Raw genomic sequence first — 16,779 nt, 5'->3', positions numbered from 1 at the left:
TTGACCTTGCGGCGGCCGGAGGCGTCGATGAACTCCTTGGTCGCCTTGGTGACGACGGTGTAGCCGTTGTAGTCGAGCCAGTCGATCAGCGGCCGGATCGAGGAATACTCCTGATCCTCGATGATGGCGGTGTAGTAGAACGCCCTAAGCAGCGTCCCGCGGCTCTGAAACTCCTTCAGCAGGCGCTTGTAATCGATGTCGAAGCCCAGAGTTTTCGCCGTCGCGTAGAGATTGGCTCCATCGATGAAGAGCGCGACCCTATCGCGAGAGGGAGGTGACATTCTGATCGAGCCTTTGCCAGCGCGAGTCGAGGTCTGGGAGCAGCGCAGAACCTCGGTCGCATACTCCGGGAGCACTATGAAGAATAGCTACCTGAGATAGTCAGTAGCACAATCTGCTTCAAGCTGTATTGGCGATGCGGCGCTCTGGAACTCGGTCTGGCGCGGCAAGTTGTGTCTGGCCAGTGTGGCATACTTTCTGCTTATTGAATCACGCCTTCTGTTTGCTGAAAATCACTTATCTCAAGGGCGCGCGGCACGTCATGACCGCCTGCGAATTTGCTCTCTTTGATTGCGCGATTGCCAAGCGAGGCCGCGTCTGGCGCTGGTCCGTTTCCGACAACCTGGGAACCGTACTTTTACTCGAGACGGAACGAACAAGGCCAGCGGCTCAGTACATGGCCGCGCGCGCGATGTTTCAGCTGCTCCTGACAACCCGCATCGAAGCCGTACGAGCCGGACCTGAAGCCGAGAGGCCGGATCACCTTTCTATCTAGTCTGCGCCTGTCGGAGCTGTCGGATAGTGCGTCGTAAGCAGAACTAAGCCAGCTTGCCGCCACGCCACGTGAACCGCACAGCGTTCTGCCGGACGCCCACCAACGTCCTTCGGAGTGGATCGTAGACGGAACCAGTGTCCTCCTTCGTCATCTATCACCGTCTTGGCTTTTCAGGCTTGTTGAAGTCGCGCGGCAAGCTCCAGCTCAAGATTAGTGATGCGCTTGAAGATCCGCGCACCGATGGCCTCTAACTCTCCGGTTCGCTGAGCTGCCTCAAGCACAAGGCCGCGGTATGTCTCCCGCACGGCCCCGCCCGGCATGGGTGGGAAGCAGCCAAGGGAGATGATCGCCGCGAAATTGGAAACGAGGTTTGTCAGCCATCTCCATGCGGGCGCACAAGCGGGCCGTCCCTTTGTCCAAAAACGACCGGACAAGGGCATGGACTTGCATCTCGTCCGGCGGCCACGCACCGCATGGAAAAAGCCGCGCTCAGTTGGGGGCAGAGCGCCCCCAAGTTACAGGAAAACTCGGCAATATGCCCCACGTTCTGGGTGCCGCTTCGGTCAGCCATCTCAGTCCGCAGCACGGCTTTGCCAGCACAGCTTGACAACCTGCTCTCCGGCCTAGCGTACCGCAGGCGGGGAAAGAACCTTACGCGGACCGCCTCGCCAGCTCCGCGAGCAGCAAATCTCGCGCCTGCAAATGAGCCTTTTGGGTCTCGATCACGGTGTCCAGAACCGCAAACGCGATTGCGAGATCGCGTTCCCCTCGCTTTAATTCGGCGATCACCCTCTCTTGCTGGGCGATGTGTTGCTCGCCTTCGCGAATACGTCGTTCGACTTTGATCAAGCGCTCGCGCAGGCGCGGAAATGGCCGCACCCTCCGGTCCGGCTCAAAACGAGCAAGACGCCGTGATCCACACCAAACCTCAACAGGGTCGTCCTCCACCGCGGCGGAGCCAAGCTGTAGAGCTTCTTCCGCGCTAATGCAGTCAATCGCTTCCGCGTCCAATGTGCTGCCCCAATCGTTAATCGCGAAGATAAGGCACCGCATTGCACGTTTCATCCTGGCGCTTTTCGCTCGGCGTGGAACTTCCTGCGCTCTGGCGGAGCACGTCTGGCGCGATGAACGTGCAGCACGCAACGTTGGCTTAGGAAATAACGGGTAAACTCCTCGGACAATCGCCCCAGAGCGGCCTGTCGAATGCGATTCAGATGATTGTCGCCGGCTACATAAGGGTGCGGGACCGACGCGCTCTGGCCGACTTACTGGCGCACCGTCGCAAGCTGCTTACAGAGCTGCAAGCTGTGACCGGCATCAATCCGGCGAGCTCGGTTGCGGCCGTCCAGGACGAGATCGCCATTATCGAAGCGGGATTGGAGGAGTTGAGGCCTCCGCCCGGCTCTTTGCCCGAGAACGAGTGGAATTAGAGCTCGCCGTTCAAGTTGCGTCCTTGGCAGTAACCGAGCGGAAACCGATCGCGGCCAGTTATGATGTGACGGGGGACTGCCGATCCATAGACATCAAGACCCGTTTCCCCACAGAGAATCGAACCTCTGGTTTCTGATCGAGCGAGAAATGCGCGTAAACAAGATCAATTGGGACAAGGTCGGTCGCGTTACGGAACCGGGCCGATATAAGTGCTTCTTCGGTTTCGTCACGGTCACGCCAGAGGACATCGACGTGTGGACGCGCTTCCCTGAAGCAACGTTCACCGCAACTGCCGAACGAGATGTCGGTCGGCGAAGAATACCGTCTGGGCGCCTTTGACATTGGCACCCCTGAAGATCCACTTGGTAGAGCATAGGATCAGTACGCCCGAACCTGCTTTTGGGCGTGAAAAGCCCAGCAGCGAATGCCCATCGAGGAACGGATGTCCCATCAGCTTGTGATCGCACCGCGCGACCTGGCAGTCCGATCAGTTCGGATCATGAAGACATCGGGACTGGCGCTCTATCGTGCGAGGCCTGATAGCCCGGTCGACAGGAGCACATTGGAGTGGTACAAGCTGCATTGTGGTCGTCGCGGTAAGTAATTGACATTGTTGGATCTTTTAGATTCGATGTCCAGTCCGCCCTGGCCACCATTCACTCACTCAAGCATGCAATAGGGCTCCTCGAGGTCGCCGCGGCAGGATGGTCTCGTCAGCTTCGGCGCGCGAATACCAGCTGTCGGACGTCGATCTTTTCGGCCCTGAAACCTGCCTCGCAGTAGCAGAGGTAATATTCCCACAGCCGCCGGAACGGCTCGTCGAAGCCGAGCGAGGTCAGGCCCGTCCAGGCGTGGCCGAAGCTCGTTCGCCAGACCGCGATCGTCTTGGCGTAATCCTGTCCAAAGACCCGCTCGCGGATCAGAGGCATCTGCACGCGTTCGCCGAGCGAGCGCAGGACATTCGGCGAAGGCAGCATCCCGCCCGGAAAAATGTATCTCTGGATGAAGTCCACGCGCCGCCGGTAGCTGTCAAAGAGCTCGTCGCGGACGGTGATCGCCTGGATACCGGCAAGACCGCCCGGCTTGAGCCGTTGATGAAGTTGATTGAAGTATGTCGGCCAGAACGGCTCGCCGACGGCCTCGATCATCTCGATCGAGGCGATACGGTCGAACTGCCCGTCCTGATCGCGATAATCCTGCAACCGGACCTCGACTTTTTCGCCGAGCCCGGCTTCGTGGATTCGCCGGCTGGCGTATGCGTGCTGCTCCTTACTGATGGTGAGCGCCAAGACGTTGGCGCCGCAAGTTTTGGCGGCATATTCGGCAAAGCCGCCCCAGCCGCAGCCGATCTCGAGCAGGGTGTGGCCGGGCCGCAGCTCGATCGCTTTCGCCAGCTGTTCGTATTTGTGCCGTTGAGCGGCGAGCAGGTCGGTCGCATCGGGCGAGAACAATGCCGACGAGTAGGTCATGCTCGGATCGAGCCAGGCCGCAAAGAATTCGTTGCCGAGATCATAATGGGCGTGGATATTCAGCCGCGATCCCAGTCGCGTGTTTCGTCGCAACCGATGCAGCGCGCACCGGCAAAGCCGGACCAATGCATTGCCGGCGAAGGCGCTGTCGACCAGGTCGTCGTTGAGACAGAACACGTACAGCAGCTGGGAGAGATCCGGTGTGCTCCAATCGCCTCGAACGTAAGCCTCGGCCATGCCGATATCGCCGCCCAGGACCAGGCTTCGCGCGAAGGCGTAACTGTTGAGCTCGATGGTCGCGGACGGACCCGGATGCGTTCCCCGCAACACCACCGTTCTACCGTCGGGAAGGCGAACATCCACGGTGCCGAGCTTGAGCCGCGAGGCAAGCCGCAGCGCGAGCCGCGCGAGCAAGGGAACGTCATCGAAACGAGCAGTCTGGTGAGTGGCTGCGAGATCCATGGCTTCACATTCAGCGTTGGTTCGGACGGGGGACGTAAGGAACATTTTTCAGCCAAAGCCGGATCGCTTCCCAATGAATGGCCGCGACGACCTTGAAGGTGAGAAGTGGCAGAGTGACGAGCGTCGCCGACAGCGAGCGGCTGGTCAGCGGGCGGCGTTGCCCAGAGAATGCGGCCGTAAATATCACACCATGCTCATCGCTCTGCACGATTCTGACCTTCACTTGCTGATCGGGCGGGGCAATGCTGAAGCGATATTGCGTTTGCATCTCCATGAAGGGCGAGACGTAGAATCCTTTCGCCTGGCATTGTCGTATGTCGCCGCCGGTGACTGGGTCCTCCACCGGAAGGATGTAGGAATGGATTTCGCCAAAAGTGTTGCGGACTTCGTAGATCAGCAGCGCAAGATTGCCGCAGTTGCCATAGCAGAAGTAGATCGAAAGTGGATTGAACACGTAGCCGAAGAGCCGCGGATAGCACAAAAGGAGGATGCGCCCGCCCGACAGATCGACATCGCGTTGTTCGGCCAGGCGTCGCGCATGATTGCTCAAGGACGCACCGTCACGGTTGCCGTGATCGGATTCGTGAAAGCTGAAGACTGAAGCGCGATTGACGCCGAACAGGCGAGACTGTCGATCCGCTTCATCAAGCCGGTCGAGGTCGATGAGCAGGTTCATGACCCGGTAAGCGAACCTGTGGTGCACGGGCCGCATACGTGCGTGCATCACCCGGCCCAGATAGAGCGCGGCTGCAGATGACGTCGCTGTTCGTTCTGGAGCGCTCGATTGCAACATCTTCTACTCGGCAGCCTGCGCCAGCAACGCGTCCGACTGTCGCCACGGCACCGCACCGCCAAGTGCCTCGGCGACGGCGATGCCGGAGCGCAAGCCATCCTCGTGGAATCCGTAGCCGGTCCATGCGCCGCAAAACCAGGTACGGCGGCGTCCCTGGATTTCGGGGAGATTCCTCTGCGCGGCGAACGCGCCCGCGTCATACTGTGGATGCGCGAAAGTGAACTTGCCGAAAGTGAGATGAGGCGCCGGCTCGCAAGGGGGATTGAGGCTGACGAATAGCGGCTTGCTGTCGTCGATGCCTTGCAGCCGGTTCATCCAGTAAGTCACCGCGACGTCGTTCTGGGCAGGCGCTTCGCGTCGCCAGCGCAAGAAGTTCCAGGACGCCCATGCATTGCGGCGTTTCGGCATGAGCTTGATGTCGCGGTGCAGATAGGCCGTGTTTGAAGCGTAACGGATCGCGCCGAGAATCGATCTCTCGCGTGGGTCGGCATCCGACAGCATCGCCAGAGTCTGATCGCTGTGACAGGCCATGACGACAGCGTCGTAACAGTCCTGATTGCCGTGACTGTCGGCGATCGTCACAACGTGCGTGGTGCGATGGATCGACGTCACCGCGCAGCCGAGCCGGATGCTGGCCTTGAACCTGGCCGTGAGCTTCTCGACATAGCGCCGGCTGCCGCCCTGGACGGTCCGCCAGAGCGGCCGATCCAGATGCAACAGCCGGTGATTGTCGAAAAAGGCGATGAAGTTTTCCGCGGGAAAGGCGAGGATCTCGGCTGAGGGGGACGACCAGATGGCGGCCCCCATCGGTCCCAGATAATCGCTGAACAGGCGCGGGCTGAACGCTCCCTGGCGCAGATATTCGCCGAGTGTGAGGTTCTGGAGCCGGCCGGCCCGCAAGTCGGAGACGCTTGCCTTGTTGAAACGACGGATCTCGGCCAGCATGCGAAAATACGACGGGGAGAAGAGGTTGCGCGGCTGGGCGAACAGGCCGGAGGCGACCTGCAGGAAGGTCTCGCCGCCGCCCCGCCATTCGAATCGGCCTTGGTCGGCCGACATCGCGAAGCTCATGCATGTCTCCTCGGTCTTCACGCCCAGGTGCGCGAACAGAGACGTCAATTCCGGGTAGTTCGGCTCGTTGAACACGATGAAGCCAATGTCGACGTCGATTTCTTCGCCATCGTAGTCAACCCGCACTGTATGACTGTGTCCGCCCGGTCGCAATTCGCGCTCGTAGACGGTCACGGCATGACGTTCTGACAGGAGCCATGCGGCGGCATTGCCGGCAATTCCCGTCCCGATCACCGCCAAACGCATGCTTTGTCGCCCCCAATGCCACCGGCGACGGCCGGAACATCCGGTTTCGGGCCAATGTCGTCCGTCGCCTGGCTCAGGACAGCTCCAATAGCTGATCTGTCCACCCGCGCTTAAGGAAACGTTCCGGCGGACAGTGTGGATCACTCGCGAAACCGGGGCACGGGGCGGACGTAAGGATCCGAGTTTGAGTATGGTGAGACATGGATTTGCTGCAGATACTGATCGTCGCCGGCATCGCGCTTGCGCTTTCGCTGTTGATGGGGCTGGCCTGGATCGTTCAGCAGCGAACCGGCAATTCCGGGTGGGTCGACACGATCTGGACCTATTCCGTGGGCCTCGTTGGGGCGGTGGCGGCCCTTTTGCCATTCGGCGAGGCGCTGCAAGTGCGCCAGATGCTCGTAGGCGGGCTCGTGCTGCTTTGGTCGGTGAGGCTCGGGACGCATATCGCCCGGCGCGCCGCGGCGAGTATCGACGATCCGCGCTATGCAAGCTATGCGCAGGAATGGGGCTCACAGGCGCCGCTTCACATGTTTGCTTTCCTGCAGTCGCAGGCCTTCGCCTCGGTGCCGCTGCCATTCGCGGTCTTCCTGGCTGCACACGCTCCGCAGGCCGCCCTGGGAGTCCAGGACTATGTCGGCGCTGCCATCATGCTTGCGGCCGTCGCAGGCGAGGCGATCGCCGACGAGCAATTGCGACGCTTCAAGCGCAACAAGGCAAACGCGGGCCTGGTCTGCAATATTGGGCTTTGGCGCTGGTCGCGTCATCCGAATTATTTCTTCGAATGGCTCGGATGGCTCGCCTATCCGATGATCGCGCTGTCGCCGGGCTACGCATGGGGCTGGGCGAGCCTGATCGCGCCGGCGATCATGTACTGGATACTCGTGCACGTGACCGGAATACCCCCGCTAGAAGTCCAGATGCTGCGATCCCGCGGCGGTCGGTATCGGGACTATCAGGCACGCACCAGCGCTTTCTTTCCACGGCCGCCCAAGAAGGCGCCGGAATGATCGGAGCTCCGGCCGCACGATCTGGTTCAAGGGCGTGACAGGGTTGCGCGGCAAGGGGGAACGAGCGCGTAGCGTGATCCAGCGAAGGGCTCACGTCGTTTACAGGCGTTGCCTTTGTCAAACCGGTTGCGACACCACCGGAGGAGAGACCGGACATGAGCCTGCTTTTCGCGTATCTGTCGGTGGCTGCGACCTTCGTTGCGCTCGACATGATCTGGCTCAAGACCATGGTTGAGAGACTTTACCGGCCGGTGCTGGGCGACATGTTGCGCTCGCAGCCCGACCTCGCCGCCGCCGCAGTGTTCTATCTGGCCTATCCCGTCGGCCTGATCTGGTTCGCGGTGCTGCCGGCTCAGCAGGATGGTGGCGCGCTGCGTGCCTTCACGTCCGGCGTGATGCTGGGCTGCTTCACCTATGCGACCTACGATCTGACCAACCAGGCCACGCTGCGCAATTGGTCGACGGGGCTCACTGTTGCGGACGTGTGCTGGGGATCCGTCCTCGCCGGTGTCAGCGCCTGGACCGGATTTCTCGTCGCTCAAAAAATAGCGCATTGATCATGGACGGGACGCACAACGGAGCACTGCGACACGATGGCGACCGGAAGCGCGGCAGCTGGTACCGATGCGCCGCTTTCCTGTTCCTGGTTCCTGCTGCGGGGATTCTGATCGGGGTCTTGAACCGTCCAGGAGTCTGGTACGCGGCGCTCGACAAGCCATCGTTCAATCCGCCGGATGCGGTGTTCGCACCGGTCTGGACGGCTCTGTTCCTGATGATCGCCGTGGCGGGATTCCGCACCTTCGAGGCGGAGCCGCGCGGAACGACGATGAGATTATGGGCTCTGCAGATGATCCTGAATTTTGCATGGTCTCCCATCTTCTTTTCGCTTCATCGCATGGACGTGGCGCTCGGCGTCATTGTTGCGCTGTTCGCCGTGATCCTCGCCTTCGTCTGGCGACAATGGGCGAACGATCGGCTGGCAGCGGCGCTTTTCATTCCCTATGCCGGCTGGGTGGGTTTTGCGACCTTGCTGAACATCTCGTTGCTCCGTCTCAATTAGGATCAGACTCAGAGCTGACTTCATAGCGTCGAACGGGTGAGCGTCGCCGAATTCAGAGATCCGTCGCTCCATCGCACTCGTCAAACGCGTCGCGGGTCGCCGCGATCTTGTCGGAGAGCGAGGTGAATGCGATCTGGACACTCCGCTTGGCATCGTCGTCAAGTACCAGGTGCGCAAGATCGACCAGTCGATCACCGAAGCGCGCCATGACAACGAGCAGTTGATCGAGCCCATCAGCGGGCTGCTCGGCGGCCAGACGGTCGACCTCCTTCACCATCTGCTCGAGCCTCGCAACGGAGGACACAAGCGGGTCCTGGTGTCCACGGTTTGGGAATTCGATGATCTCTGCGGCCACGCGCGGGTTCCTCGTCTGCTTCAGGCTGCAGCCGATGCGGCAAGGCAATCCTTGCGCACCGCCAGAAGGGTTCGGTGCAACCAAGTCTTGATGGTGCCGACCGGCACACCGAAGCGCCGCGACAAGCTCGCGCGGCTCTCACCCTCGAGATAGGCCAGCGCCACCAGTCTGCGGCGGTCTTCCGGCAAACGAGCCAGCACGCTGCGTGCGATCGGGTCGGCGCGGGCGTAGTCGAAATCGTCGATCGACGGCTGATCAGCAATTGTCGGGACCAGAAGTGCCTCGTCGAGCTCGTGAGTCGGCAGGGTTCTGACCCGCAGATGGTCGATGGCGGTGTTCCGGGCGATCGCGGACATCCAGGTCATCGCTGAAGCACGGCCGCTGTCGAACCGACCCGCGTTGCGCCAGATCTTCAGATAGGTTTCCTGAAGAATGTCCTCGATGTCGTGGGGCGGAGTTCCGACGGCGAGCGCTGTCCTGCGCAGCCTGCTCCGTGTCAGCATATGCAGCGCTGCGAAGGCCCGTGTGTCGCCCGCCGAAACGCATGCCAGCAGTTCGGGCAATGTTTCGCTCTGCGCCTGTCGTGTCAGGCTTAAGCCGGCCATGATCTGTCTCCCTTGCGTTTCCATCGAAACGCTCCGGACTCGCGTTCGGATCACCCGGCGGAAGAAGGAGGCGAGCGGATCAAAGCCGCACGAATGGCCCGATCAGCCTGCCGAGCAGGCCGTTCATGCGTAGGTCGCCCGTCATTGCGACAAGGCAAAGACATGGGCCCTCGTCGCCCACCACAGGCCGATGATCGATCTCATCGTCGCCATAGTCGAAATCACCCGGACCAAATCGGCCGCCCTCGTGGCTGAAGCTGCCCTGGAGCACGAGGGTCAGTTCGGTTCCGGTGTGCGTGTGTTCGAGCATGCGGCTCCCCGGCGCGGAGCGAAGCAGAAATGCCCGCGCCGTGCCCGATCCGGACAACTCGATCGGTCGCATGCTCAGACCCGGAGCGATGCGCCTGCGCTTGCCGATGCGGTAGTTTCGCAGCGCCGCCGGAACATCCTGCTCGCTGCCGCGAGCGGCCTCGGAAATCCGCGCCGCTCGTTCTTCAGGAGCGTCGTGAATGCGCGACATCACCTGCTCGAACGCATCCGATGCGACCGGCACCGGCTCGACATCTTCAAGAGCCAAGCCGCCAAGTTGCTCGATGGCCTGCACGAACCGGCCGCACCGCGCGCAACCCGCAACGTGCACCCCCACCACCAATTGATGGGCTTCTTCCAACCTGCCGGCCGCAAAGTCGGCCAGAAGATCTTCCGGCGGATGATGGCTGATCGTCATGCTTCTTCGTCCAATATGTCTCTCAAGCGGTTCATCGCCAGCCTGATCCGCGACTTCACCGTTCCGAGCGGAATGCCAAGCAGGCTCGCGATTTCCGGGTGCGGCATCTCCTCGATGAACGACAACCTCACCACCATGGATTGCTCCATCGAGAGCCGCTCGACCGCCGAATTGATCCGCGCGGCGTCCTGCACGCGGGACATGACGGCATCCGCCGGTTCGGCGGGATCCGGCGTCTCGGGAAGCTCAGCGGTGCCCCGCAGGCGGTCCGCCCGCGCTCTGCTGCGGAACAAATCGATGCGCAGGTTGCGCGCGATGGTGAATATCCATGCCACCGCTCCGGCCGTCGCCGGATCGAACTGGCCTGCCTTCCGCCAGACCGCGATCATGGCATTCTGAGCAATCTCCTCCGCCTCGTCTGAACTGCACCCGGCCTTCAGCATCAGTCCCTTGATGCGTGGCGCGAAATGCTCGAACAGGCGCTTGAAGGCCTCCCGGTCTCGGGTCGAGGCGACGCGTCCGATCAGATCAGCCCAGTCCACCTTTGTGTTCGGCCCTTTGCTCGTGCCAGTCGACAGCCGCGCTTCAGTCCTCCGGGGAAAACCAGCCTTCGCCCGGATGGGCGCATCTAAAGCTCGGATAGCAGCGATCATAGCGCCTCGACAAGCGACGTGTAGGTCTGGGAACGAACGAGGACAGGCCCTAGATCACCGCGGAATGATCATTTCGACAGGTTCCGGCGCCGTCCGCGCAGAGGTCCGGCCGACCGCGCCGTCTCTCCCGGGCCTCACACCGGAAATGTCAGCGATTTCGCGAGCCTGACCAGATCGACCTGGCGCCGGCAGCCGGTCTTTTCGACTAACGAAGCCATGATGCGCGCCAGGTCACGCGAAGAGTTCTACGATCTTCGCCGAAACGGCGCGATTGCATCGAGACGGGACGTCGATTGTGACGCCCCAATAACAATCCAGCTATGGGTCCTGGTTTAGCCGCAAGTCCATTGAGGAAGGCTGTCTCACTCGAGAGGGTCATTTCCTTTCGGCTCTTGCAAGAACTTCGGCATGTGGTTACGCGGTTCACGATCACGCGGAGCGGGACGTTCGGACGGGTCGCGGCCGAGCTTGGACTGCAGCTCGACGAGGTCGGTGAAGACGTCGGCCTGGCGGCGCAACTCGTCGGCGATCATCGGCGGCTGGCTGGCGATCGTGGAAATCACGGTGACCCGCACGCCGCGGCGCTGAACGGCCTCGACCAGAGAGCGGAAGTCGCCGTCGCCCGAGAACAGCACCATCTGGTCGATGTGCTCGGCGCTCGGGCACGATGTGGTTGAAGCGGGATCGGCCGAAGAGGCGCTTCGACTGCTGAACCGGGGGCTCACTCCCGATTTCGTCGTGACGGGTCACCTCATGCCGGGCATGTCCGGTACCGAACTCGCCCGAGCGGCGCTTCAGACCATTCTTGATGGACGAATTTGCGGGTGCCCGTGGCTTTGGTTAGCAGGATCTCTAACAGATGCGTTGCGTAAGTTACCCAGGCTGGCGAATGGAGGCTGCGAAACTGGAGCAATGCCGTCAGCGGCTGCCGCCTACGGTGTCGGCGACCTTCGCTCCCCTCGACCCCATTGGCTTGGATGTGCCGGTGGTGGTGTCGCGCTCGGTCTGATGTTCCATCTCCGCGTCGACCTCCGCACCGAGCAGGATGACGATGGCGGAGATCCACAGCCAAGTCATGAAGCCGATGATCGCCCCAAGTGAGCCGTAAGTTTCGTTGAACTTGCCGAAGTTTGCGGCGTACCAGGAGAAGGCCCCGGAAACCGCGATCCACAGCAGAGCCGCGATGGCACTGCCCCAAGTGACCCAACGCCAGCGGGCCGTCTGCCGGCTCGGCCCATATCGATAGATCACTGCGAGCGCGAGGGTCAGGATGAGAAACATCGCCGGCCACCGCCCGATCCGGAGCAGAAGGTCGCCTGCGCCGGACAGGCCGACATAGTCCAGGAAAACGGGTACTGCGACAATGGATCCGAGAGCGACGACGACGAAGGCGATGCCGCCGAGCGTAAAACCTAGTGAGACGGCATTGAGCTTGAAGAACCCACGTTTCTCGTTCTCGCCGTGGACGATGTTCATAGTGTCGAACAAAGACTTCATGGCCGCGTTGGCGCTCCAAAGCGAAGTACCAAGGCCGATGGCGAAGGTAATGCCGAGCGTCTGCGAGCCCTTGGACGCAACTCTGGTGAGTTGGTCGCGTGCGATATCGATCGCTCCGCCGGGGAGAAATCCGCCCAGCTGATCGAGGTGTCGCGTTATGGTAGTGGGGTCCGAGAAAAGGCCGTACACGGCGACAAGCGCGGCGATGGCGGGAAAAATGGCCAGGATGCTGTAGTAGGTCATGCCGGCCGCCAGCGCCAGAATGCGGTGCTTGGAAATGTTCGCGTAGACTCGCCGAAGGATGTCTTTCCAGCCGCGTGGCGGGATCTCCGAGGGGGTTGTGGCCTGGCGGCCTCGGTCTTCGTCAGCGCCATCTGGTCGCGTCTGCGAGGAAGGAACGATGGATGGGCTCTCCTCCCGATCCTGTTGCGTCGGCAGCAAGCGATCCGAGATGAGCGCAAGGCCGAGAACCGCCAATGTGGACGCCAGTGACCAACCGATCGACTGCCGCTCTGAAACGTCTGGGTGTTCAGTCATGCTTCTGTCGTCCTTGCCTTTCGAGCCGGGACAACTGTATTCCAGTCACGATCGTTCCTGTACCGCTTCGCGCGTCGACGCACGGCAGTCGCGGATTTTGCAACCGAGGACGATCCCGGCCAAAGAAGCGCCGACCGCGTTTGCGGCGATGATGACCCAATCGCCGCGCATCGCCCCATAGACGACCCACAAAGCCAACCCCGTGGTCAGCGCTACCAACATTCCCATGGAGAGATCGGCGGTAGATCCGCGGGGCCACGCCTTTCGGACCTGTGGGACGTAGGAGAGCGAAGCAAGGAAGGCAGCAAGTCCGCCCAGATAGGTGGTGAGATCGTGTGACATCTGGTTACCTCTCCGGTGCACCGGCTGAACGGACCTCCGCTGGAAGGGTTCCGGCGCCAAGGAGGGTTAAGCAGCTGAGGTGCGCAGGACGTCAGGGCAAAGGAGTGGTGCTGCGCTTCGCTCTAGCGCGCTTACGCCCCGGCGGTGCTGGATGACCGCGTATCTTTACGAGCTTGCGATACACAGACGTTTACCGCCTGCCGGAGCGAGGTGACGTAGTAATCGGCGCCGATCACAGTCTGAACCTGTCGGTCTCTCAGAACGTCATCTTCGGCTGGCCACAATCCGACGGACGGGTACGCCTGGAGCTCTTCGCTTCAATCGCTGCAGAAGGTAGCGCAGGTGCGAAGGGCTGCCCCGAATATCGAGGTAGGAGATGCAGATCATGACGGTACCTGTCACCTCCAGCGCGTTGATGGCTTCGCGCGAGGCGGCGTCATACCTCGTGACCCGCGCGCCCAGACCATGCTTCCCGAGAAGTTGCGCCAACATCGCAGACGCTGCTTCATCGAGCGGTCCCTTGCCGGCAAGGCATAGAACGGGGGCTGCTCCTTGCCATGGGGCCGAAAGCGCGGATCTGTGCGGGCAATCTTCGGGCGCCGCATTGCTGGGGATGCCCCGTTGATCTCTAGGCGTGCCGGCAGGCTGCGTGTCCAGCGAAGAAGGATCCTGGTCCTCGTGCTCGGCCAGTTCGCGGATGAGCCCCTCTATCGTATTCCGCACACGTTCCAGATGCCTTTGCCCGATCACGCCACGTTCGGCATCGTTGGCAGCCAGCTGCAGGCCTTTTAGAGCGACTTCATCGTAATAGGAAGACAGCGATCGTTCCTTCAGCGGCAGCTCGGCGTGATCCTGGGCCTCGTCCGCGTCTCCCGCCAGGAATCGCTGATAGAAACTCTCGACGGGCGTGAGCGGCGGTCGGTCTCCAAGCAGGATGTCCAGGAACTCTAGCCGATCAACATATCGGCCGAGCACAACCAGGCACAGCGTAAGGGGCATCGAAAGCACCAAGCCAATCGAGCCCCAAAGCCAGCTCCAGAAGATCGCAGATACCACAACCGCTAATGGCGAAAGGCCGGTGCTGTGGCCATAAGTATCGGTTCGATGCCCTGGCTTACTCCAAGTTCGACCACGATATAGAGGATCTCTGTCAGATCGCCATCGACCATCCCGGATCGACGGCTGTCGCGAGCGTGATGGGCAAGCCTGCTGATATGAACGAGCCGATGTAAGGCACGAAGCGCAGCAGCCCGGAAAGAATGCCCCACAGCACAGGATTGGGCACGCCGATGAAGAACAATCCCGCGCCGATGATTACACCGAACGCCGAATTCAATCCGAGTTGAGCCAGAAAGTATCGGCTCAGCCGCTGAGCGGCGTCGTCCAGCGCCACCGTCGTCCGATGGAGGTCCGTGGCACCGAACAACCGGATCATCCGATCGCGCAGATCTTCCTTCTGCAGCAGCACGAAGATCGAGATCACGAGGACAATTCCCAGCGTTGCGAACGGCGACAGGATAGGGGACAGATACTTTTGAAGTAGCTCGAGCGGGCTCGACGTCGCTGGTTTTGAGCCGGGCTGGTCACCCTTGACCGAGGTCTCGGCTCCAGCCGAGCCTTGCGGGACCGTCTGCAGCGGCGTTGCATCGTAACCGATGCGCTCAAGTAGGCCAGAAGCCTTCTCAGCCATGTAGGTGCGGGCGGCCTCGATCTTCCTTTCGATCGTGCCTGCATATTCAGGTGCGCGGGGCGCCAATTGTGCGACCTGCGATCCGATCACCGTCCCAATCGCACCGATGATGGCAATCGCAACAAAAACAGCAATCAGTACAGAAGGTACTCGTCCCAGTCGCCACCTTCGGAGTAGATCGACGAGTGGGGCCAGCACGAACGAAAGAAGTATTGCGGCCGTGATCGGCACAAGCACTTCGCGCGCCAAATAGAGCGTCGCTATTACGACGATCCCGATTTGAAACGACAGAAGTGAGGTGATGGCTGGCGCGTCCGCGGCCGGAACGCTTTCCTGCAATAGATCGTCGGAACTCTCGGACTCTGCCACGAAGCACCTTAACCGCTGACGCGGCACCAGCTTGAAGGTAGTCGGCGAACAGTTCGGCGCACAAATTGTTCCCGGAGCGGCGGACCGCGTCCGGCCCCTCCACCACCGCTTGCGGGAGTCGGCCATGAGCCGCAAACGCCATGAATGACGGACCCTAGTGGGATGTTCGCGATTGCCGCCTAACAGCATCCCGGCATGGAGGCACTCCCGCAGTCGAGCCCACTGCGGTGATCGCTTCGCTGAGGTGAGGAAAGTGCAAACCGGAATGCCTGAAAATTAATTCCCCCACAGCCGTAGCGTGTACAAATGCCAGACCAGGGTTTGTTCTGAATGAGCGCGCTCCCTTCAATAACGAGCGCGGCGCTATGTCTCCCTAGACCCCTCTCTTCAGGCCCGACTTCAGCTTCCGACTCCAGTCAATGCGTCGCGGTTGCTTCTTGCGCGGCTCCTTGACGATCGGCTGACGCTCCTCGGAACCATCGTCGAACGTCTTCACGAGAAAGCGCTCGGTCCCCTCCTCAATGACTTCTATTCCTACCTGCTTCTTTGCCATTCCCGGAAACGTGAGAGAGGGGCCGCAGTTCCACCCGAACCTCTCCGCTTAACGCAGGTTATTCTCGCTCAGCACGAGGAGAGTGGAACATGGATAAAGATCGCGTAGAAGGCGCCGCAACAAACATCAAGGGCAAGATCAAGGAAGGCGTCGGCAAGATGACCGGCGATGCTAAGACAGAAACCGAAGGTCAAGCGGACCAGGTGAAGGGCAAGGCCCAGAACGCCGTCGGCGGAGTGAAAGACAAAGCCCGCGAAGTATTGAACGGCGAGTAGTCTTAACCTCAAGAGCCCTCGCGAAAGCGGGGGCTTTTTGTTGTCTACCAGTAATCTTATGCTCGCTGCCTCGCTGCTCGAGATCTTGGACCTCGACTTACCAACGACTGGCGCGCCCGCGCTCGCCGTCCTGCTCGAGAGCGCACGAAAGAAGACCGGAGTCCTTAGTCAGGCCGCTCCTCGTCTTCCTCGCGCAGCCTGTGGTACGCGGCCTTCAATTTGCCTCGATACGGCCAGCGTTGTTCACGTCGGCCGCCGCCATGATTTCGTTGATCACGCAGTTCTAACGGACAGCTTGAATGTCGACGGCGTGCTGGCAATTGCGCTGGGGTACATCAATTCGATGTGCGTGATGACGGACGGCTTCTCCGACGTCCTTTGCGACCTGTTTGACCAATTCGCGACTCCAACTGAGCTACGCGATCGATTCCCGACGCACCTGAGGCGGGAAGCAGTCAAACAGGTCAGGACGGGGTTGAGCGCCTAATTCGTCGCGCGACGGCTCGGCGTCAGCGCAAAGGCAGTCACCGAATGGGTCGCCTACTTCATCGAGCACGGGGACGTGCCCGCCGCGAGCAAGCTCGAGGGCCATGAGGACTACATCCGCTCAGCGATCGAAGCCAATCCATCGATCAGAGTGCATGCATTCTGGCAGACGTTCAACAAGGAGCGGGCGAAGGTCGGCTATGGCATCATGTCCAAGTTCATCGCGGATCTCGGATACGAACGGGAGGCTGCGGGTCGCCTGACCGCAAAGGCACCGCCCGGAAGCTCCGCTGAGCGGGGCGGAACTGAAAACTAGAGAGTCCGCGGCCGGGGCAACCACGCGCGGGCTCAGGCGACCGAGTTGAGCCTGATCTCG

At 61.1% G+C, this 16,779-nt stretch carries 20 protein-coding genes and 3 pseudogenes; 8 read left to right on the top strand and 15 right to left on the bottom strand.

The features are described 5' to 3' along the window. Together ACFQX9_RS16220 and ACFQX9_RS16215 are read right to left on the bottom strand one after the other, a co-directional pair. Nucleotides 1-281, bottom strand: a pseudogene (locus ACFQX9_RS16220) (NYN domain-containing protein); the annotation flags it as partial. Between the two features lie 1,145 nt (nt 282-1,426). Next, entirely contained in the window at nt 1,427-1,840 is a 414-nt protein-coding gene (locus tag ACFQX9_RS16215) for a hypothetical protein (protein WP_377789431.1), read from the bottom strand. Nucleotides 1,841-1,989: 149 nt separating this feature from the next. Between ACFQX9_RS16215 and ACFQX9_RS16210 the strand changes: the two genes are divergently transcribed. Both ACFQX9_RS16210 and ACFQX9_RS16205 read left to right on the top strand, forming a co-directional pair. Continuing rightward, the gene (locus tag ACFQX9_RS16210) at nt 1,990-2,205 is read left to right on the top strand and encodes a hypothetical protein (RefSeq protein ID WP_204511704.1); all 216 of its coding nucleotides are present in this window, start codon (nt 1,990-1,992) and stop codon (nt 2,203-2,205) included. A 148-nt stretch (nt 2,206-2,353) separates the two neighbouring features. After that, nucleotides 2,354-2,582 (top strand): annotated as a pseudogene (locus tag ACFQX9_RS16205) (hypothetical protein). A 337-nt stretch (nt 2,583-2,919) separates the two neighbouring features. Here ACFQX9_RS16205 and ACFQX9_RS16200 read toward each other — a convergent pair. From ACFQX9_RS16200 to ACFQX9_RS16190, 3 genes are read right to left on the bottom strand one after another with little or no spacing between them, the layout of a single operon-like run. Then, nucleotides 2,920-4,137 (bottom strand): class I SAM-dependent methyltransferase, encoded by a 1,218-nt coding sequence (locus ACFQX9_RS16200; protein ID WP_377789429.1) that lies wholly within the window; start codon nt 4,135-4,137, stop codon nt 2,920-2,922. 10 nt (nt 4,138-4,147) lie between these two features. Further along, nucleotides 4,148-4,930, bottom strand: a complete 783-nt coding sequence (locus tag ACFQX9_RS16195) for a DUF1365 domain-containing protein (RefSeq protein ID WP_377789427.1) — start codon at nt 4,928-4,930, stop codon at nt 4,148-4,150. Nucleotides 4,931-4,933: 3 nt separating this feature from the next. Continuing rightward, entirely contained in the window at nt 4,934-6,247 is a 1,314-nt protein-coding gene (locus tag ACFQX9_RS16190) for an NAD(P)/FAD-dependent oxidoreductase (protein ID WP_377789425.1), read from the bottom strand. Nucleotides 6,248-6,447: 200 nt separating this feature from the next. Between ACFQX9_RS16190 and ACFQX9_RS16185 the strand changes: the two genes are divergently transcribed. The 3 genes from ACFQX9_RS16185 (at nt 6,448) to ACFQX9_RS16175 (ending at nt 8,314) form a co-directional block, all read left to right on the top strand. Then, complete coding sequence (locus tag ACFQX9_RS16185; protein ID WP_377789423.1) at nt 6,448-7,254, top strand: DUF1295 domain-containing protein; 807 nt, start codon at nt 6,448-6,450, stop codon at nt 7,252-7,254. A gap of 155 nt (nt 7,255-7,409) precedes the next feature. After that, the gene (locus ACFQX9_RS16180) at nt 7,410-7,811 is read left to right on the top strand and encodes a DUF2177 family protein (protein ID WP_204511699.1); all 402 of its coding nucleotides are present in this window, start codon (nt 7,410-7,412) and stop codon (nt 7,809-7,811) included. Nucleotides 7,812-7,837: 26 nt separating this feature from the next. Next, on the top strand, nt 7,838-8,314 hold the full coding sequence (locus ACFQX9_RS16175; protein WP_377789540.1) for a TspO/MBR family protein: 477 nt from the start codon (nt 7,838-7,840) through the stop codon (nt 8,312-8,314). Between the two features lie 52 nt (nt 8,315-8,366). Here the strand turns inward: ACFQX9_RS16175 and ACFQX9_RS16170 are convergent, their stop codons facing one another. From ACFQX9_RS16170 to ACFQX9_RS16125, 10 genes and pseudogenes are all read right to left on the bottom strand, one after another. Beyond that, entirely contained in the window at nt 8,367-8,591 is a 225-nt protein-coding gene (locus ACFQX9_RS16170) for a hypothetical protein (RefSeq protein ID WP_377789421.1), read from the bottom strand. A gap of 98 nt (nt 8,592-8,689) precedes the next feature. Further along, complete coding sequence (locus ACFQX9_RS16165) at nt 8,690-9,274, bottom strand: RNA polymerase sigma factor (RefSeq protein WP_377789419.1); 585 nt, start codon at nt 9,272-9,274, stop codon at nt 8,690-8,692. Between the two features lie 79 nt (nt 9,275-9,353). Next, the gene (locus ACFQX9_RS16160; protein WP_377789417.1) at nt 9,354-10,001 is read right to left on the bottom strand and encodes a ChrR family anti-sigma-E factor; all 648 of its coding nucleotides are present in this window, start codon (nt 9,999-10,001) and stop codon (nt 9,354-9,356) included. After that, nucleotides 9,998-10,543 (bottom strand): sigma-70 family RNA polymerase sigma factor, encoded by a 546-nt coding sequence (locus ACFQX9_RS16155; RefSeq protein ID WP_377789537.1) that lies wholly within the window; start codon nt 10,541-10,543, stop codon nt 9,998-10,000. Before ACFQX9_RS16155 ends, ACFQX9_RS16160 begins: the two co-directional genes overlap by 4 nt. A 473-nt stretch (nt 10,544-11,016) precedes the next feature. After that, nucleotides 11,017-11,310: pseudogene (locus ACFQX9_RS16150) on the bottom strand (NYN domain-containing protein); the annotation flags it as partial. A 262-nt stretch (nt 11,311-11,572) separates the two neighbouring features. Further along, nucleotides 11,573-12,688 carry a YihY/virulence factor BrkB family protein gene (locus ACFQX9_RS16145; RefSeq protein ID WP_377789415.1) on the bottom strand — a complete coding sequence of 372 codons (1,116 nt, stop codon included), beginning with the start codon at nt 12,686-12,688 and terminating at the stop codon, nt 11,573-11,575. A 45-nt stretch (nt 12,689-12,733) separates the two neighbouring features. Beyond that, nucleotides 12,734-13,030, bottom strand: a complete 297-nt coding sequence (locus tag ACFQX9_RS16140; RefSeq protein ID WP_204511694.1) for a SemiSWEET family sugar transporter — start codon at nt 13,028-13,030, stop codon at nt 12,734-12,736. Nucleotides 13,031-13,294: 264 nt separating this feature from the next. Further along, nucleotides 13,295-14,029 (bottom strand): hypothetical protein, encoded by a 735-nt coding sequence (locus ACFQX9_RS16135; protein WP_377789413.1) that lies wholly within the window; start codon nt 14,027-14,029, stop codon nt 13,295-13,297. Between the two features lie 151 nt (nt 14,030-14,180). After that, nucleotides 14,181-15,089, bottom strand: a complete 909-nt coding sequence (locus ACFQX9_RS16130) for an AI-2E family transporter (protein ID WP_377789411.1) — start codon at nt 15,087-15,089, stop codon at nt 14,181-14,183. Nucleotides 15,090-15,462: 373 nt separating this feature from the next. Next, nucleotides 15,463-15,642, bottom strand: a complete 180-nt coding sequence (locus ACFQX9_RS16125; RefSeq protein ID WP_204511691.1) for a hypothetical protein — start codon at nt 15,640-15,642, stop codon at nt 15,463-15,465. Between the two features lie 89 nt (nt 15,643-15,731). Between ACFQX9_RS16125 and ACFQX9_RS16120 the strand changes: the two genes are divergently transcribed. The 3 genes from ACFQX9_RS16120 (at nt 15,732) to ACFQX9_RS16110 (ending at nt 16,719) form a co-directional block, all read left to right on the top strand. Beyond that, nucleotides 15,732-15,917: a CsbD family protein gene (locus ACFQX9_RS16120; protein WP_063994501.1), complete on the top strand. Its 186-nt coding sequence runs from the start codon at nt 15,732-15,734 to the stop codon at nt 15,915-15,917. A 58-nt stretch (nt 15,918-15,975) separates the two neighbouring features. Then, complete coding sequence (locus ACFQX9_RS16115; protein ID WP_377789406.1) at nt 15,976-16,404, top strand: hypothetical protein; 429 nt, start codon at nt 15,976-15,978, stop codon at nt 16,402-16,404. Nucleotides 16,405-16,479: 75 nt separating this feature from the next. Next, the gene (locus ACFQX9_RS16110; protein WP_377789404.1) at nt 16,480-16,719 is read left to right on the top strand and encodes a hypothetical protein; all 240 of its coding nucleotides are present in this window, start codon (nt 16,480-16,482) and stop codon (nt 16,717-16,719) included. Nucleotides 16,720-16,779: the final 60 nt, after the last annotated feature.

The organism is Bradyrhizobium sp. GCM10028915, assembly GCF_042666195.1.
Classification (GTDB): Bacteria; Pseudomonadota; Alphaproteobacteria; order Rhizobiales; family Xanthobacteraceae; genus Bradyrhizobium; species Bradyrhizobium canariense_D.
Note: the sequence above shows the minus strand (reverse complement) of the source record. Positions and strands in the feature narration are given on the sequence as shown.

Excerpts from the sequence above, each read along its gene's own strand:
- ACFQX9_RS16215 (WP_377789431.1), bottom strand. The coding sequence starts at position 1,840 with ATGAAACGTGCAATGCGGTGCCTTATCTTCGCGATTAACGATTGGGGC.
- ACFQX9_RS16210 (WP_204511704.1), top strand. The coding sequence starts at position 1,990 with ATGATTGTCGCCGGCTACATAAGGGTGCGGGACCGACGCGCTCTGGCC.
- ACFQX9_RS16200 (WP_377789429.1), bottom strand. The coding sequence starts at position 4,137 with ATGGATCTCGCAGCCACTCACCAGACTGCTCGTTTCGATGACGTTCCC.
- ACFQX9_RS16195 (WP_377789427.1), bottom strand. The coding sequence starts at position 4,930 with ATGTTGCAATCGAGCGCTCCAGAACGAACAGCGACGTCATCTGCAGCC.
- ACFQX9_RS16190 (WP_377789425.1), bottom strand. The coding sequence starts at position 6,247 with ATGCGTTTGGCGGTGATCGGGACGGGAATTGCCGGCAATGCCGCCGCA.
- ACFQX9_RS16185 (WP_377789423.1), top strand. The coding sequence starts at position 6,448 with ATGGATTTGCTGCAGATACTGATCGTCGCCGGCATCGCGCTTGCGCTT.
- ACFQX9_RS16180 (WP_204511699.1), top strand. The coding sequence starts at position 7,410 with ATGAGCCTGCTTTTCGCGTATCTGTCGGTGGCTGCGACCTTCGTTGCG.
- ACFQX9_RS16170 (WP_377789421.1), bottom strand. The coding sequence starts at position 8,591 with ATGGTGAAGGAGGTCGACCGTCTGGCCGCCGAGCAGCCCGCTGATGGG.
- ACFQX9_RS16165 (WP_377789419.1), bottom strand. The coding sequence starts at position 9,274 with ATGGCCGGCTTAAGCCTGACACGACAGGCGCAGAGCGAAACATTGCCC.
- ACFQX9_RS16160 (WP_377789417.1), bottom strand. The coding sequence starts at position 10,001 with ATGACGATCAGCCATCATCCGCCGGAAGATCTTCTGGCCGACTTTGCG.
- ACFQX9_RS16145 (WP_377789415.1), bottom strand. The coding sequence starts at position 12,688 with ATGACTGAACACCCAGACGTTTCAGAGCGGCAGTCGATCGGTTGGTCA.
- ACFQX9_RS16140 (WP_204511694.1), bottom strand. The coding sequence starts at position 13,030 with ATGTCACACGATCTCACCACCTATCTGGGCGGACTTGCTGCCTTCCTT.
- ACFQX9_RS16135 (WP_377789413.1), bottom strand. The coding sequence starts at position 14,029 with ATGCCCCTTACGCTGTGCCTGGTTGTGCTCGGCCGATATGTTGATCGG.
- ACFQX9_RS16125 (WP_204511691.1), bottom strand. The coding sequence starts at position 15,642 with ATGGCAAAGAAGCAGGTAGGAATAGAAGTCATTGAGGAGGGGACCGAG.
- ACFQX9_RS16120 (WP_063994501.1), top strand. The coding sequence starts at position 15,732 with ATGGATAAAGATCGCGTAGAAGGCGCCGCAACAAACATCAAGGGCAAG.
- ACFQX9_RS16115 (WP_377789406.1), top strand. The coding sequence starts at position 15,976 with ATGCTCGCTGCCTCGCTGCTCGAGATCTTGGACCTCGACTTACCAACG.